This is a genomic window from Rhizobium sp. WW_1, from assembly GCF_003610155.1.
In the GTDB taxonomy this organism is placed as follows: domain Bacteria; phylum Pseudomonadota; class Alphaproteobacteria; order Rhizobiales; family Rhizobiaceae; genus Rhizobium; species Rhizobium tropici_A.
The window spans coordinates 51,011-66,601 of the sequence record NZ_RAIN01000019.1 but is presented as its reverse complement, the minus strand read 5'-3'; the positions used below and the strand labels follow the sequence as shown (position 1 = coordinate 66,601).

The window sequence follows — 15,591 nt, the reverse complement described above, 5'->3', positions numbered from 1 at the left end:
CGGCCTCTGCCGGACGCCTCATTAAGGTACATGCATTGAACGACAGGGTCTGACGGACATTTCCGAGCCCTGTCCGAAGGAACAGGAACGGAATGACCGACAATCAAGACGACAAGACGCTGAGTGTTTCGGGTAAGAAGACCCTCACCTTGAAGCCTTCAGGCGTAAACCAGGGCACCGTGCGCCAGGACATGGGCCGCGGTCGCACCAAGGCGGTCGTGGTTGAGACCCGTAAGCGCCGCCCGCTACGTCCTGAAGACGAAAAGCCAATCACGCCGACGACGACAGCCGCACCTTCGGTGACGCGCGTTGCCGAGCCGACGCCGCAGCCGCCGCGTCCGCCGCAGCCGGCTCCGCGCATTCATCAGCCAGGTGGCCAGCAGCAGCGTCCGGCCCAATCCAACCAGGGCTATCAGCAGCGCCCGCAGCAGGAGCGCTCGTCGCGTCCGGTGGTTCTGAACCATCTGTCGGCCGACGAGATGGACGCTCGCCGCCGCGCGCTCGCCGACGCCCAGGCTCGTGACGCCGCCGATGCCGTTCGTCGCGCCGAGGAAGAAGCACGCCGCCGCGTAGAAGAAGAAGCACGCCGCGTCGCCGAACAGGCCGAGGCCGCTCGCCGGGCTGCCGAAGAGGCTGCTCAGGCCGCAGCAGCCGCCAAGGTCGCGGAACAGGCCCCAGCCGCTCCGGTCGAAGCCAAGGTCGAAGCTCCGAAGCCGGCTACGCAGCCCGCTCCGGCACCGGCCGTCGCACGCCGCCCCGATGCCCCTGCCCCGCAGTCTGCCCGCCCCGGCGCGGCAACCACGGAAGCGCCGGCCAATCGCCGTCGTCCGGGCGGTGAGGAAGAGGAGAGCCGTGGCCCGCCTCGCGGTGCTCCGATCCGCGGCAAGGTTACCCGGCCCGAGCCGGCAAAGCCCGTCACCACACGTCCGAAGACCGACGAAGAGCGTCGCCGCGGCAAGCTGACGGTCACCACGGCTGACGTCGACGAAGACGGCAACGCCCGCGGTCGTTCTCTTTCGGCCATGCGCCGCCGGCAGGAAAAGTTCCGCCGCAGCCAGATGCAGGAGACCCGCGAAAAGATCTCGCGTGAAGTCGTGCTGCCCGAGACCATCACCATTCAGGAACTGTCGCAGCGCATGTCCGAACGCGCCGTCGACGTCATCAAGTACCTGATGAAGGAAGGCCAGATGATGAAGCCGGGCGACGTCATCGACGCCGATCTGGCCGAGCTCATCGCCGGCGAATTCGGCCACACGGTCAAGCGCGTTTCGGAATCCGACGTCGAACAGGGCATCTTCAACGTTGCCGACGAGGAAGGCGAACTGGTTTCCCGTCCGCCGGTCGTGACCATCATGGGTCACGTCGACCACGGCAAGACCTCGCTGCTCGACGCCATCCGCCATGCGAACGTGGTTGCCGGCGAAGCCGGTGGCATCACCCAGCATATCGGCGCCTATCAGGTCGAGCAGAACGGTCAGAAGATCACCTTCATCGACACGCCCGGTCACGCCGCCTTCACGGCGATGCGTGCCCGTGGCGCCCAGGCGACCGACATCGCGATCCTGGTGGTTGCCGCAGACGACAGCGTGATGCCGCAGACGATCGAATCGATCAACCACGCCAAGGCGGCCGGTGTTCCGATCATCGTGGCGATCAACAAGATCGACAAGCACGAAGCCAACCCGCAGAAGGTCCGCACGGAACTGCTGCAGCACGAAGTCTTCGTCGAATCCATGGGCGGTGAAGTGCTCGACGTGGAAGTCTCTGCGAAGAACCGCACCAACCTCGACAAGCTGCTCGAAGCCATCCTGCTGCAGTCGGAAATCCTTGATCTCAAGGCCAATCCGAACCGCACGGCGGAAGGCACCGTCATCGAAGCCCAACTCGATCGCGGCCGCGGCTCCGTCGCCACCGTCCTCGTACAGAAGGGCACGCTGCGTCCGGGCCAGATCGTCGTCGCCGGCGACCAGTGGGGGCGTGTGCGCGCACTCGTCAACGACAAGGGCGAGCATGTGAAGGAAGCCGGTCCGGCCACCCCGGTCGAGGTTCTCGGCCTTTCGGGCACGCCGGCTGCGGGCGACAAGTTCGCCGTCGTCGAAAACGAAAGCCGTGCCCGCGAGATTTCCGAATATCGTCAGCGTCTCGCCCGCGACAAGGCGGCCGCACGCCAGTCCGGTCAGCGCGGTTCGCTCGAACAGATGATGACCCAGCTGCAGAGCGCCGGCGTGAAGGAATTCCCGCTGGTGGTGAAGGGCGACGTGCAGGGCTCGATCGAAGCCATTGCCGGCGCGCTCGACAAGCTCGGCACCGACGAGGTCCGCGCCCGCATCGTCCATTCGGGCGCAGGCGGCATCACGGAATCGGATATTTCGCTGGCGGAAGCCTCGAACGCGGCCATCATCGGCTTCAACGTTCGCGCCAACGCCCAGGCACGCCAGTTCGCCGAGCGCGAAGGCATCGAAATCCGCTACTACAACATCATCTACGACCTGGTGGATGACGTGAAGGCGGCGATGTCGGGCCTGCTCTCTCCGGAGCGCCGCGAAACCTTCCTCGGCAATGCCGAGATCCTCGAGGTGTTCAACATCACGAAGGTCGGCAAGGTCGCGGGTTGCCGCGTCACCGAAGGCAAGGTCGAGCGTGGCGTCGGCGTCCGCCTGGTTCGCGACAACGTCGTCATCCACGAAGGCAAGCTCAAGACGCTCAAGCGCTTCAAGGACGAAGTCTCCGAGGTCAACATGGGCCAGGAATGCGGCATGGCCTTCGAAAACTACGAAGACATCCGCGTCGGCGATACGATCGAGTGCTTCCGCGTCGAGCACATCACCCGCACACTGTAATCGATCCTTCGATTTGCGAGATACAAAACCGCCGGCCAAAACCGGCGGTTTTTTCTTAGGCGAAACCGGGCGAGAATGAGCTGCAGCCATGACGATAGAGCCTGAAGACGATCGTTCCATCACCGTCTCCTTCGTTCGCCAGCCGGCAGAGCATGTTGACGTCATGCGTCAGGCAGGGCGGCGCCTCGCCCTTCGCCGACCTGCCAACGCCCATAATCGGGCCGCCTGGTTCTTCGTCTCGGCAATCGGTGTCGGCGCGGGTCTGCCGGTGCTGTTTCATTTGCTGCGCGCATATATCTTCGTACCTGTCTTCGGAATGTCGCGATCCATGGATCTCGGCGACATGGCGATCATCTGGCTTATCCCCACCCTGATCATCTATGCGTTCATCCTGATCTACTCGCGCTGGCTCACGCGACGGCGTCTCGCCGCGATGCAATCGCGCATACGGCCCGACGTCGCCATCACCGTGACGATCACATCTGAGGGCGGCACGTGGGCTTCGGCACAGACATCGATCTGGCTTGGTTGGCGCGAGATCCGCAATATAGGGCGTCGCAACGGGCGCATCGAATTCGACACCGAATCCTTCGTCACCTATATCCCGACGTCCGCTTTTGCCGATCAGGCGGCACAGGACGCCGCTTTTGCAAGGATTCTCGGCTTCTGGCGGGCGGCAAACCCGGTCCAGCCTTGACCTTTGCGCCGGATCGAGTCATGTGACCCGCTTTATCGCGTCCAAGGGACGCTGCTAACGGAACAACCATGACCAGACCAACTTCTTCCGCGCCTTCGCAGCGCATGCTTCGCGTCGGCGAGCAGGTGCGCTCAGCGATCACGCAGGTTCTGCAGCGCGGCGAAGTGCGCGACGACCTGATCGAGCGCACCGTGATCTCCATTTCCGAGGTGCGCATGTCACCGGATCTGAAGATCGCCACCGCCTTTGTGACCCCGCTCGGCGTTTCCGACCACAACGCCGTCATCGAGGCGCTGAACCGCCATGCGAAATATATCCGCGGCCGTCTCGGCCCGCAGCTTCGCCAGATGAAGTACATGCCGGAAGTCCGCTTCCGCGACGATACGAGCTTCGACAATTACAAGAAGATCGATGCGCTGCTGCGCTCGCCCGAGGTCAGCCGCGACCTCGAAGACGACAACGACCAAGATCAATAACAGAGACAGAGAATGTCCAAGCCACGCAAGCCCAAGGGCCGCCCGATTTCGGGCTGGCTCATCCTCGACAAGCCGATCGATTTCGGCTCGACTGAAGCTGTTTCCAAGATCAAGTGGCTGTTCAAGGCCCAGAAGGCCGGCCATGCCGGCACGCTCGACCCGCTCGCCTCCGGCATGCTGCCGATCGCGCTCGGCGACGCCACCAAGACGGTTCCCTACGTCATGGACGGCCGCAAGATCTATGAATTCACCGTGACCTGGGGTGAGGAACGCGCTTCCGACGACCTCGAAGGCGAAGTGACCGCCACATCGGACAAGCGTCCGGGCGAAGAGGACATCCGCGCGCTGCTGCCGAACTATACCGGCGTCATCCAGCAGATCCCGCCGCAGTTTTCCGCCATCAAGATCGCAGGCGAACGCGCATACGATCTGGCTCGCGAGGGCGAGACGGTCGAGATCCCCTCGCGCGAGGTCGAAATCTTCCGCCTGACGCTGCTTGCCTGCCCCGATGCCAACACGGCGCATTTCGAAGTCGAATGCGGCAAGGGTACCTATGTACGCGCGCTTGCCCGCGATTTCGGCCGCGACCTCGGCTGCTATGGCCATATTTCCGGCCTGCGCCGCAGCTTCGTCGCTCCCTTCGCCGAAGAGACGATGGTGCCGCTTGCCGATCTCGTGGCGCTTGAAGCGATCGAGGATGCGGACGAGCGGCTTGCAGCCCTCGATGCCCTGCTGATCGACACGGCGGAGGCCCTGTCGTCTCTGCCGCATCTCGTCATCACGGATGATCAGGCGCATCGCCTGAAGATGGGCAACCCGATCCTGGTGCGCGGCCGCGATGCGCCGGTTGCCGAGACCGAGGCCTACGCCACGGCGCGCGGCAAGCTGATCGCCATCGGCGAGATCGGCCAGGGCGAATTCCGCCCCAAGCGCGTCTTCGGCTGACCTTCGGCCAGCCGGCACAGGCGGCTATTGCGAGACAATGGCGATGCGATATGCTCCCCGACGGGCCATGGCGGCCCGTTCAAGGGGGGAGAACATGCGCAGAATGACCATCGGGATACTGGCAGTCCTTTCATTGTTCCTCACAATGGCGAGTGCGAATTCCGCCGAGCGCTGGGCCAGTCTGCCGGCTTTCCCGCCCATGCCGCAGCCGAAAACGAGCGGCATGGCCGATGTCAACGACATCAAGATGTATTACGCCGAATACGGAGCCGGCGACCCCATCCTCTTCATCCACGGCGGTCTCGGGAATGCTGACATCTGGGGCCATCAGGTTGCCGACTTCTCCAAGGATCATCTCGTCATCGTTGCCGACAGCCGCGGACACGGCCGTTCGACGCGCAGCCAGCAGCCCTTCGGCTACGACCTGATGACCGCGGACTACGTCGCGCTGCTCGACTATCTGAAGATCGACAAGGTGACGCTGGTCGGCTGGTCCGACGGCGGCATCATCGGCATCGACATGGCGACGAAGCATCCCGAAAAGCTGACGCGCGTGATCGCCCAGGCGGCCAATGTCACCACCGACGGCGTCAAGCCCGACGTCATGAGCAACAAGACCTTCAACGACTACATTAATGTCGCCGGCGACTACTACAAGAAGCTGTCGCCGACGCCGAACGAATACGATGCCTTCGTCAACCAGATCTCGCAGATGTGGGCGACGCAGCCGGCATGGACCGCAGCCGACCTCGGCAAGATCACGGTGCCCGTGACGCTTGCGATCGGCGACCATGACGAGGCGGTCAAGCTCGACCATACGCAGATGATGGCAAAGGAGATCCCAGGCGCCAAGCTCGTCATCCTGAAGGACGCCAGCCATTTCGCCATGCTGCAGGACCCAGAAGGCTACGATGCGATGATCCGGAATGCCATGGCGGGCCGCTGAAAAGCGCCCCGGGGAGAAGCCTCTTTCCATTGCCGCTCATTTGGTTTATAGGCAGCGCCAGCATCAGGCATGCCTGATTGCATTCGCGGCCAATGCTGGACGACATCCCGGCGTTTGGCGACTTCAATCTCCTCTCATAGAAAGGATCATCCGATGTCGATCACTGCTGAGCGCAAGGCTGCGCTGATCAAGGAATACGCTACCGTCGAAGGCGACACCGGTTCTCCGGAAGTCCAGGTTGCGATCCTGACCGAGCGCATCAACAACCTCACGGACCATTTCAAGGACCACAAGAAGGACAACCACTCCCGTCGTGGCCTTCTGACGATGGTTTCCAGCCGCCGCTCGCTTCTTGACTACCTCAAGAAGAAGGACGAAGGCCGTTATACCAAGCTGATCACCAGCCTCGGTATCCGCCGCTAATAGAATCTCCGGCGGGCGTTCTGCTGAACGCCCGCCGGATGCTTATGAGGGGTATGAACCCTCAAGACTGTTTCGCTTGGCGCCTTTACATTGGCGCAACGCGAAGCTGCCGGCGGGCCGGATGGGCCGGACCTGCCAAAAACAACCGTTGACCTGTCATGGGGCAGGATTGCTGGATGCTTTCAGCCGAAGCCTAGCGCTTCGGCCTGATTTCGAAAGCCTCTCGTTGTCTTGCCCGTGATGCGTCACATTTCGTGCGGTTGAAGATGCGCCCTGCCGAAATCGTCGGCCACGGCGCCTTTTCCCGCATAGTGCAAGGATAAGATATGTTCGATATCCATACCGTAGAAATCGAGTGGGCAGGCCGCCCGCTGAAGCTGGAAACCGGCAAGATCGCCCGCCAGGCCGATGGCGCCGTCGTCGCCACCTATGGCGAGACCGTAGTGCTTGCGACCGTCGTTTCCGCCAAGTCGCCGAAGCCGGGCCAGGACTTCTTCCCGCTCACCGTCAACTACCAGGAAAAGACCTATGCCGCCGGCAAGATCCCCGGCGGCTACTTCAAGCGCGAGGGACGTCCGAGCGAAAACGAAACGCTCGTTTCCCGCCTGATCGACCGCCCGATCCGCCCGCTCTTCCCGGAAGGCTACAAGAACGACACCCAGGTTGTCGTCACCGTCATCCAGCATGACCTCGAAAACGATCCGGACATCCTGTCCATGGTCGCGACGTCTGCAGCCCTGACGCTCTCCGGCATTCCGTTCATGGGCCCGATCGGCGGCGCCCGCGTCGGTTACATCAACGGCGAATACGTGCTGAACCCGCATCTCGACGAGATGGACGAGTCGACCCTCGACCTCGTCGTCGCCGGTACGCAGGACGCCGTTCTGATGGTTGAGTCCGAAGCCAAGGAACTGCCTGAAGACGTCATGCTCGGCGCCGTCATGTTCGGTCATCGCGGCTTCCAGCCTGTGATCGACGCGATCATCCAGCTCGCCGAAGTCGCCGCCAAGGAACCGCGCGATTTCACGCCGGAGGATTTCTCCGCGCTCGAAACCGAAATGCTCGGCCTTGCCGAAGGCGAACTGCGCGAAGCCTACAAAATCACCCAGAAGGCCGATCGCTACGCCGCCGTCGACGCCGTCAAGGCGAAGGTCAAGGCACACTTCCTTCCCGAGGAAGGCGAAGCCAAGTACACGGCCGAAGAAGTTGGCGCCATCTTCAAGCACCTTCAGGCCAAGATCGTTCGCTGGAACATTCTCGACACCTCGAGCCGCATCGACGGCCGCGACCTGTCGACCGTTCGTCCGATCGTCTCGGAAGTCGGCCTGCTGCCGCGCACGCACGGCTCGGCTCTCTTCACCCGCGGTGAAACGCAGGCAATCGTCGTCGCCACGCTCGGCACCGGCGAAGACGAGCAGTATGTCGACAGCCTGACGGGCATGTACAAGGAGCGCTTCCTGCTCCATTACAACTTCCCTCCCTACTCGGTTGGCGAAACCGGCCGCATGGGCTCCCCGGGCCGCCGCGAAATCGGTCACGGCAAGCTCGCATGGCGCGCTATCCGCCCGATGCTGCCGTCGGCTGAGCAGTTCCCCTACACGCTGCGCGTCGTCTCCGAGATCACCGAGTCGAACGGCTCGTCCTCGATGGCAACAGTTTGCGGCACCTCGCTCGCTCTGATGGACGCCGGCGTTCCGCTGGCCAAGCCGGTTGCCGGTATTGCCATGGGTCTGATCCTGGAAGGCGAACGCTTCGCGGTTCTTTCCGACATTCTCGGCGACGAAGACCACCTCGGCGACATGGACTTCAAGGTCGCCGGCACTGCCGACGGCATCACCTCGCTGCAGATGGACATCAAGATCGCCGGCATCACCGAAGAGATCATGAAGGTCGCTCTCAGCCAGGCACAGGGCGGTCGCGCCCACATCCTCGGCGAAATGGCCAAGGCCATCACCGAAAGCCGCGGCCAGCTCGGCGAATTCGCACCGCGCATCGAAGTCATGAACATTCCGGTCGACAAGATCCGCGAAGTCATCGGCTCCGGCGGCAAGGTCATCCGCGAAATCGTCGAAAAGACCGGTGCGAAGATCAACATCGAAGACGACGGCACCGTCAAGATCGCCTCGTCTTCCGGCAAGGAAATCGAAGCGGCCCGCAAGTGGATTCACTCGATCGTCGCCGAGCCGGAAGTCGGCCAGATCTACGAAGGCACTGTTGTCAAGACCGCCGACTTCGGCGCCTTCGTCAACTTCTTCGGCGCCCGTGACGGCCTCGTTCACATCTCGCAGCTCGCTTCCGAGCGCGTTGCCAAGACGCAGGACGTCGTCAAGGAAGGCGACAAGGTCTGGGTCAAGCTGCTCGGCTTCGACGAGCGCGGCAAGGTTCGCCTGTCCATGAAGGTCGTCGATCAGGCAACCGGCCAGGAAATCGCCGCCGACAAGAAGAAGGACGACGCGGCCGAATAAGCCCGCGCCTTCATCGACGTTCCGGGGCGCGGGATTTTTTCCGCGCCCCTTTTTGTATTGAATGCCGCCGGCTTGGCCCGCTTTCGTTGAAACCGTGTTCCCGGCCCCTCACCCTAGCCCTCTCCCCGCACATGCGGGGAGAGGGGATCATGACCGTGCTCGATCACTATCCTCCCCATCCGGAGGCATGTCGTCTTGCTCTGTCGTCCCCTCTCCCCGTTTCAACGGGGAGAGGGTTAGGGTGAGGGGCAAGCATGCTCAAGTAAGCGGCGCATATCCGACAGACGAAACCCATTCCCGAGACGAGACCACGCCCATGAGCCGCGATGCCCTGAAGACCCTGTTTCACCCCTTTGCCTCCGGCACTGTCGACGCGCCCGGCGAGGGTCAGCGCATCCTGTTTCTCGGCGCCGAAGCGGGTTTCTCGCTGCCGGGGGGCTTTGCCGCCGAGTTGTCCGCCGTTCAGGGCTTCCGCCCCTTCTATCGCCAGCTGCAGGCGCAGCGCATCAATGTGACGCCGGAGATCGAAGGCGACGGCTATGATGGCGCGCTGGTGCTTTGCGGCAAACACAAGGGCGAGAATGAAGATCATATCGCCGAAGCGCTTGCTCGCGTTAGGGAAGGCGGCCTCATCGTCGTTGCCGGCGGCAAGGAAGACGGCATCCAGCCATTGCGCAAGCGCATCGAGGCCTTCGGTCTCGCAATCGAGCACATGCCGAAATATCACGGCGTTGCCTTCTGGTTTGCACGCCCTGCCGACATCAAGGCGGCGACGGCACAGCTTGCGAAGCCGGCAACACGTGTCGAGGGCCGCTTCACCACGGCGCCAGGCATGTTCTCCCATGACCGGATCGATGCCGGCTCGGAACTGCTCGCCTCGCGTCTGCCGACCGACTTTGCCGGCGACGCCGCCGATTTCGGTGCCGGCTGGGGCTACCTCTCCGTCGAGCTCGCGACGAAATCACCGAGGATCGAGCGTATCGACCTCTACGAGGCCCACTACGGCGCTCTGGAGGCCGCGCGCGCCAATCTGCTGGCAAACTGCCCGAAGGTCGCCCAGCGCTTCTTCTGGCACGATCTCACGAGCGAGCCGGTCAAGGACAAGTACGACCTTATCATCATGAACCCGCCCTTCCATGAGGGCCATGCCGCCGAGCCCTCGCTCGGCCAGGCGATGATCAAGACCGCCGCGTCGGCCCTGCGCGGCAGCGGACGGCTCATGCTGGTCGCCAATCGCGGCCTGCCCTACGAGCCGGTTCTGGCGGAAAACTTCAAGGAGTTCGGCGAAACCTGCCGCAATGCCCGCTTCAAGGTTCTCTGGGCAAAGAAGTAAGCGACGAAGGCGGCCGATCGGCCGCCTTTCCTTTATGGATCAGGTCTCTTCGGCGCGACGCTTCCGGGGCACAAGGTAATCCCGCAGGATCAGAAAGTTTCTTTCAACGAGAAACCAGAGCGTCGCGGCAGCAAGGAAGCAGGTGGCGAGATAGATGATGAAGCCCGACAGCCCCTGAAGATTGTCCCGCCCGAACACCATCTGATCGATATGATAGATGCCCTTATGGGTCAGATAGAGGCTGTAGGACAGCGTTGCGATACCTGATATGGCCGGCAGGTGCCAGCGCCCGATCTTGCGCTGCAAGTCCAGTAATGCGCCAAGGATGAGCGCTGTGCCCGCCGAGAGCAGCGGAAAGCCGACGACCGCGCCTAGCAGAGGCTGAAATACCAGCGGCAGACTGGTTTCGGCAAACGGGCCACGAACGGAAAAGATTACGAGCGCCGCCGTCACTGCCACGCCGCCGATGCCGAGCGCGATGTAAGGCGGCATATACCGTGCCCACAACAGCGGCTTAAACAGCCTGATCGCAGCGAGAACGACACCGAAGGTCAGCCCATCGAGCCGATTGTAGGTCGGGTAATAGATATCCCTGAGATAGACGGCGAGCGCCTCCCTGTAAGCCTGTATTTCAACCAGCGGGCCGACTTGGCTCTGCCATAGCGCTAGCCTCAAGCCCATGCCGGCAATAACGATGGTCGCAACGAGAAGGGCGACGGAGACCATCGTCGCGCGGCGCTTCAACAAGACGACGAGAAGCGGCAGGAGAAGATAGAAATGCTCCTCGACGCTCAGCGACCAGGCCTCGGTGAACGCGCCGCCGAGGCGCGGATCGAGCCCGAAATTGACCGTGAAAGTCAGGAAACGCCAGAAGGATTGCATCGTCGGCGCATCTCGGAGAGACGGGACGAGCGTGTAGACTGCGAGCACAAGCAGGAAGGCCGGCAATATGCGGAACGCGCGGCGCATATAGAAGGTCTTGAAATCGATGGCATTGCGGCGCGCGGCCTCTGCCATCAGCTGGTTTCCGATGAGATAGCCACTCAGCACGAAGAAGATGTCGACGCCGATCCAGCCATAGGGCTGGATGCCGGCAAGCGGCAGCGGCGTTGCCTCTGCGGGCAGATGCACAAGCATGACCAGCAGGATGGCGACCGCCCGCAATAGATCCGGCCCCAATGCCCTCGAGGTGGCAGCGGTTTCTAGCGACGTCGTCTCGTCCAACGGATCGAGCGGCTTGGAATTGGCAACAGTTATGGTGTTCACGGCTGGGGTTCCCGTAAATGGTCAATGAACGCCGATGGACATGCAGGAAATACTGTTGATTGCCTGCCTTGTATCGGAATTCCGGCCAGCCGTAACGGGCCATCCCCGGCAAGATAGAATTAACCTAAAATTTTCGTAAAATCTTATCGAATGGATATTAACGGGCCGATTCGAGGCTCCACCCATGCGCGAAACCATCCATAGATTCGCCTCTATTCGAAGAGAGGTTCCTCTTTCGAATGGCCAAAGGTTTTCGCAAGAGGGGGAAGCCGACGATGGATGTTACGCGCCGCATGGTGCTGCAAGGCGGCCTGCTGACCCTTGCCTCAACATTGCCGGCCGTGAGCGGAGCAGTCTCAGTTGCTCCGACCTGGCCGTCATCTCTGGTGGAAGCAGCAAGAGCGCAGATCGGCGTGACCACGCGCTATGACCCCACCTATGTCAAACTGGCCTATCCGGGCGGCGATGTGGCCCCAGATCGCGGCGTTTGCACCGACGTCGTCATCCGTGCCTATCGCCGCGCCTTCGGGCTCGATCTGCAAAAGCTGCTGCACGAAGACATGAAGGCCAATTTCTCCGCCTACCCCAAGGCATGGGGCATGAAGGCGCCTGATCCCAATATCGATCACCGCCGCGTGCCTAATCTTGCCGTCTATTTTGTCAGGCGGAAGGCCGCATTGCCATTGCAAGACGATTTCGCGGCCTATCGCCCCGGCGACCTCGTCACACAGATGCTTCCCGGCAATCTCACCCACATCGTCATCGTCTCATCAAAAACATCGACTGAAGTGCCGGGACGTCCGCTGGTCATCCAGAACATCGGCGCCGGGGCAAGCGAGGACGATACGCTGTTTGCCTATCAGCGGACGGGGCATTATCGATTCGCGCCCTCAGCGGCCTGACCCGAGCGCGTCAAGGGCGAGCGAACACCTATCGCGATCTGGCGGTTCTCTCGGACCACTCCTGGCGCAGAACCGCATAAACATATTCGTCCCCCCAAACACCGTTGAAACGGTCATTCTGGACGAGATGCGCCTCACGCCGCAGGCCGAGCCGTTCGACGACGCCGACGGAACCGGCATTCTTCGCGTCGAGCCGCGCAAAGATCCGATGAAAACCGAATTTTTCGAAGCCAAGGCTGATGACGGCTTCGACTGCTTCGGTGGCGTAACCCTTGCCGGCATAGGCCGGATTGAAGATATAGCCAACCTCGGCCTGCAGAGCGGCCTTGTTGGTGAGCTTCAAGCTTACCTGACCGAGCAGGGCGTCATCCTCACGTCGGACAACGGCGCAGCGGAGAATATCGCCATCATCAGACAAACGCGTGTTGAAACTCGCGTCGAAACGCTCCCGGAGCTCCTCTTCCGATGGAGGGTCGCTGTAAAGATAGCGATAGATCTCCGGCAAGGAGCGATAGGCACGGTAGGCTTCGAAATCCTGCGGGACAAATCCCCGAAGGATAAGACGGTCGGTCGATGCAAAGGGTTCTGCGTCACTGGACGTCATCGGGAATCCTTTGGAGGATATCCGGAAATTCGATCCTCCCGGTCAAAGACCGGAAGGATAATTCAAATCGCAGCGCTTATTCCGCATCCGCGCTCGACAGTGTTTCCAGCGTCGGCATCGAGGTGATGTTGTAGCCGGCATCGACGAAGTGGATTTCGCCGGTCACGCCTGCCGAAAGATCCGACAGGAGGTAGAGCGACGACGAGCCGACCTGGTCGATCGTGACGGACTTGCGCAGCGGCGCGTTGCGCTGGTTCCACGACAGGATGGCGCGGGCGTCGGAAATGCCGGCGCCGGCCAGCGTGCGGATCGGGCCGGCGGAGACGGCGTTGACGCGAATGCCGCGCGGGCCGTAATCGGCGGCGAGATAGCGAACGGACGCCTCGAGCGCGGCCTTGGCGACGCCCATGACGTTGTAGTTCGGGATCACGCGCGTCGAGCCGTTATAGGTCAGCGTCAGCATGCTGCCGCCTTCGGTCATCAGGTCGGCGGCGCGCTTGGCAATCTCGGTGAAGGAGAAGCAGGATATCACCATGGTGCGGGTGAAATTCTCCCGCGTGGTGTTGGCATAGAGCCCCTTCAGCTCGTTCTTGTCGGAAAAGCCGATGGCGTGGACGATGAAGTCCAGCTTGCCCCAGCGCTCCTTGATGGCGTCGAAGACGGAATCGACCGAAGCCAGATCCTCGACGTCGCAAGGCAGCAGGAAATCCGAACCGACTTCGGCTGCGAGCGGCTTGACGCGCTTGCCGAGTGCTTCGCCCTGAAATGTAAAAGCCAGTTCGGCGCCTTCGGCCGCGAGCGCCTTTGAAATGCCCCAGGCAATCGAGTGATTGTTTGCGACGCCCATGATGAGGCCGCGCTTACCCTGCATGATTCCGGTCATTGCCTTATCCGTTGTAGCGCTGGAATACGAGCGTGGCGTTGGTGCCGCCGAAGCCGAAAGAATTCGAAAGAGCGATGTCGATCTTGGCATCGTCGATGCGCTTGCGCACGATCGGCACGCCTTCGAATTCCGGATCGAGTTCGGTGATATGAGCGCTTTCCCCGATGAAACGCTCCTGCATCATCAGGATCGAATAGATCGATTCCTGAACGCCTGCTGCGCCGAGCGAATGGCCCGTCAGCGACTTGGTCGACTGGATCGGCGGGATCTTGTCGCCAAAGACTTCGCGGATCGCGCCGATTTCCTTGCTGTCGCCCACCGGCGTCGAGGTGCCGTGGGTATTGATGTAGTCGATATCGCCCTTCACGGTGGCGAGCGCCTGGCGCATGCAGCGCGCGGCACCCTCGCCCGACGGCGCGACCATGTCATAACCGTCCGAGGTGGCGCCGTAGCCGACGATTTCGGCATAGATCTTGGCGCCGCGTGCCTTGGCATGCTCAAGCTCTTCCAGAACCAGCACGCCGGCACCGCCGGCGATGACGAAACCGTCACGCTTGGCGTCATAGGCACGTGAAGCGGTTTCCGGATGATTCTCGTTGAAATCGGAGGACATGGCGCCCATGGCGTCGAAGAGGTTCGACATGGTCCAGTCGAGGTCCTCGTGGCCGCCGGCGAACATCACATCCTGCTTGCCCCACTGGATCATTTCGGCGGCATTGCCGATGCAGTGCGCCGAGGTCGAGCAGGCGGACGAGATGGAGTAGTTGACGCCGTGGATCTTGAACCAGGTAGCCAACGTTGCCGAGGCGGTCGACGACATCGACTTCGGCACGGCAAACGGGCCGATGCGCTTCGGGCTGTTGTTCTTGCGGGTGATGTCGGCCGCCTCGATCAGCGTGCGGGTCGACGGGCCGCCGGAACCCATGATGATGCCGGTGCGCTCGTTGGTGATGTCACCTTCCTCAAGCCCGCTATCGGCGATCGCCTGCTTCATGGCCACATGGTTCCAGGCGCCGCCCTGCGACAGGAAGCGCATGGCGCGGCGATCCACCAGTTCGGTCGTGTCGATGTTCGGCGCGCCCCAAACCTGGCACTTGAAGCCGTGCTCGGCGAAATCGGGGGAGAAGGAAATGCCGGATTTGGCGTCGCGCAGCGAGGCGGTCACTTCTTGAGCGTTGTTTCCAATCGAAGAGACAATACCCAGACCCGTAACTACTACCCGTCTCATGTCGATGACCTTTTCTAAAACATCTGTCTTTGTGGAGGCGGCGGCGCCGCGGTTCAGGCGACCTTGTCTTTCGACAGGCCCACACGCAGGTCCGTCGCCTGATAGATGGTTTCGCCATCGGCCTTCAGCCAGCCATCGGCGGTGCCGAGGACGAGACGGCCGCGCATGACGCGCTTGAAGTCGATGCCATATTCGAGAAGCTTCGTATCCGGGCGAACCATGCCCTTGAACTTCACTTCGCCCGTGGAAAGCGCCATGCCGCGACCGGGCTCGCCGAGCCAGCCGAGGAAGAAGCCGGTCAACTGCCACATGCCGTCGAGGCCGAGGCAGCCCGGCATGATCGGATTGCCGGCAAAATGGCACGGGAAATACCAATCGTCGGGACGCACGTCATATTCGGCGCGGATGAAGCCCTTGTCGAAGGCACCGCCGGTCTCGGAAATTTCAGTAATGCGGTGGACCATCAGCATCGGCGGCAAGGGAAGCTGTGCATTGCCCGGGCCGAACAGCTCGCCGCGGCCGCAGGACAGAATTTCCTCGTAATTGAAGCTGGATTGTCTCGTCGTCATAAAAATTCCGTTTC

Annotated in this window: 14 protein-coding genes; 9 read left to right on the top strand and 5 right to left on the bottom strand. The window is 62.0% G+C overall.

Annotated elements, in window-relative coordinates; genetic code table 11:
- Positions 1-92 precede the first annotated feature (92 nt).
- From infB to BJ928_RS32520, 8 genes are all read left to right on the top strand, one after another.
- Positions 93-2,840, top strand: coding sequence for a translation initiation factor IF-2 (infB, locus tag BJ928_RS32555; RefSeq protein ID WP_047635761.1), 2,748 nt, complete (start codon positions 93-95; stop codon positions 2,838-2,840).
- A gap of 88 nt (positions 2,841-2,928) precedes the next feature.
- Positions 2,929-3,537, top strand: a complete 609-nt coding sequence (locus tag BJ928_RS32550; RefSeq protein WP_047635762.1) for a hypothetical protein — start codon at positions 2,929-2,931, stop codon at positions 3,535-3,537.
- Positions 3,538-3,605: 68 nt separating this feature from the next.
- The gene (rbfA, locus tag BJ928_RS32545; RefSeq protein WP_047635763.1) at positions 3,606-4,013 is read left to right on the top strand and encodes a 30S ribosome-binding factor RbfA; all 408 of its coding nucleotides are present in this window, start codon (positions 3,606-3,608) and stop codon (positions 4,011-4,013) included.
- 12 nt (positions 4,014-4,025) lie between these two features.
- The gene (gene truB / locus BJ928_RS32540; RefSeq protein ID WP_047635764.1) at positions 4,026-4,958 is read left to right on the top strand and encodes a tRNA pseudouridine(55) synthase TruB; all 933 of its coding nucleotides are present in this window, start codon (positions 4,026-4,028) and stop codon (positions 4,956-4,958) included.
- A gap of 94 nt (positions 4,959-5,052) precedes the next feature.
- Positions 5,053-5,904, top strand: a complete 852-nt coding sequence (locus BJ928_RS32535) for an alpha/beta hydrolase (RefSeq protein ID WP_047635765.1) — start codon at positions 5,053-5,055, stop codon at positions 5,902-5,904.
- Between the two features lie 153 nt (positions 5,905-6,057).
- Positions 6,058-6,327 (top strand): 30S ribosomal protein S15, encoded by a 270-nt coding sequence (gene rpsO / locus BJ928_RS32530; protein WP_047635766.1) that lies wholly within the window; start codon positions 6,058-6,060, stop codon positions 6,325-6,327.
- Positions 6,328-6,653: 326 nt separating this feature from the next.
- A complete protein-coding gene (pnp, locus tag BJ928_RS32525) occupies positions 6,654-8,792 on the top strand; it encodes a polyribonucleotide nucleotidyltransferase (RefSeq protein WP_047635767.1) in 2,139 nt (712 codons plus the stop codon).
- 316 nt (positions 8,793-9,108) lie between these two features.
- Positions 9,109-10,125, top strand: coding sequence for a class I SAM-dependent methyltransferase (locus BJ928_RS32520; RefSeq protein ID WP_047635768.1), 1,017 nt, complete (start codon positions 9,109-9,111; stop codon positions 10,123-10,125).
- A gap of 39 nt (positions 10,126-10,164) precedes the next feature.
- Here BJ928_RS32520 and BJ928_RS32515 read toward each other — a convergent pair whose 3' ends face one another.
- Entirely contained in the window at positions 10,165-11,391 is a 1,227-nt protein-coding gene (locus BJ928_RS32515) for an acyltransferase (RefSeq protein WP_052227930.1), read from the bottom strand.
- A 275-nt stretch (positions 11,392-11,666) separates the two neighbouring features.
- Here BJ928_RS32515 and BJ928_RS32510 point away from each other — a divergent pair, with 275 nt between their 5' ends.
- On the top strand, positions 11,667-12,293 hold the full coding sequence (locus BJ928_RS32510) for a DUF1287 domain-containing protein (protein ID WP_047635769.1): 627 nt from the start codon (positions 11,667-11,669) through the stop codon (positions 12,291-12,293).
- A 28-nt stretch (positions 12,294-12,321) separates the two neighbouring features.
- On the opposite strand, the gene BJ928_RS32505 is transcribed toward BJ928_RS32510, so the two are convergent.
- From BJ928_RS32505 to fabA, 4 genes are all read right to left on the bottom strand, one after another.
- Positions 12,322-12,897, bottom strand: coding sequence for a GNAT family N-acetyltransferase (locus BJ928_RS32505; protein WP_047635770.1), 576 nt, complete (start codon positions 12,895-12,897; stop codon positions 12,322-12,324).
- 76 nt (positions 12,898-12,973) lie between these two features.
- Positions 12,974-13,780, bottom strand: a complete 807-nt coding sequence (gene fabI / locus BJ928_RS32500) for an enoyl-ACP reductase FabI (protein ID WP_047635771.1) — start codon at positions 13,778-13,780, stop codon at positions 12,974-12,976.
- 4 nt (positions 13,781-13,784) lie between these two features.
- Complete coding sequence (gene fabB, locus BJ928_RS32495; RefSeq protein ID WP_047635772.1) at positions 13,785-15,008, bottom strand: beta-ketoacyl-ACP synthase I; 1,224 nt, start codon at positions 15,006-15,008, stop codon at positions 13,785-13,787.
- Positions 15,009-15,061: 53 nt separating this feature from the next.
- Positions 15,062-15,577 carry a 3-hydroxyacyl-[acyl-carrier-protein] dehydratase FabA gene (gene fabA / locus BJ928_RS32490; protein ID WP_047635773.1) on the bottom strand — a complete coding sequence of 172 codons (516 nt, stop codon included), beginning with the start codon at positions 15,575-15,577 and terminating at the stop codon, positions 15,062-15,064.
- Positions 15,578-15,591: the final 14 nt, after the last annotated feature.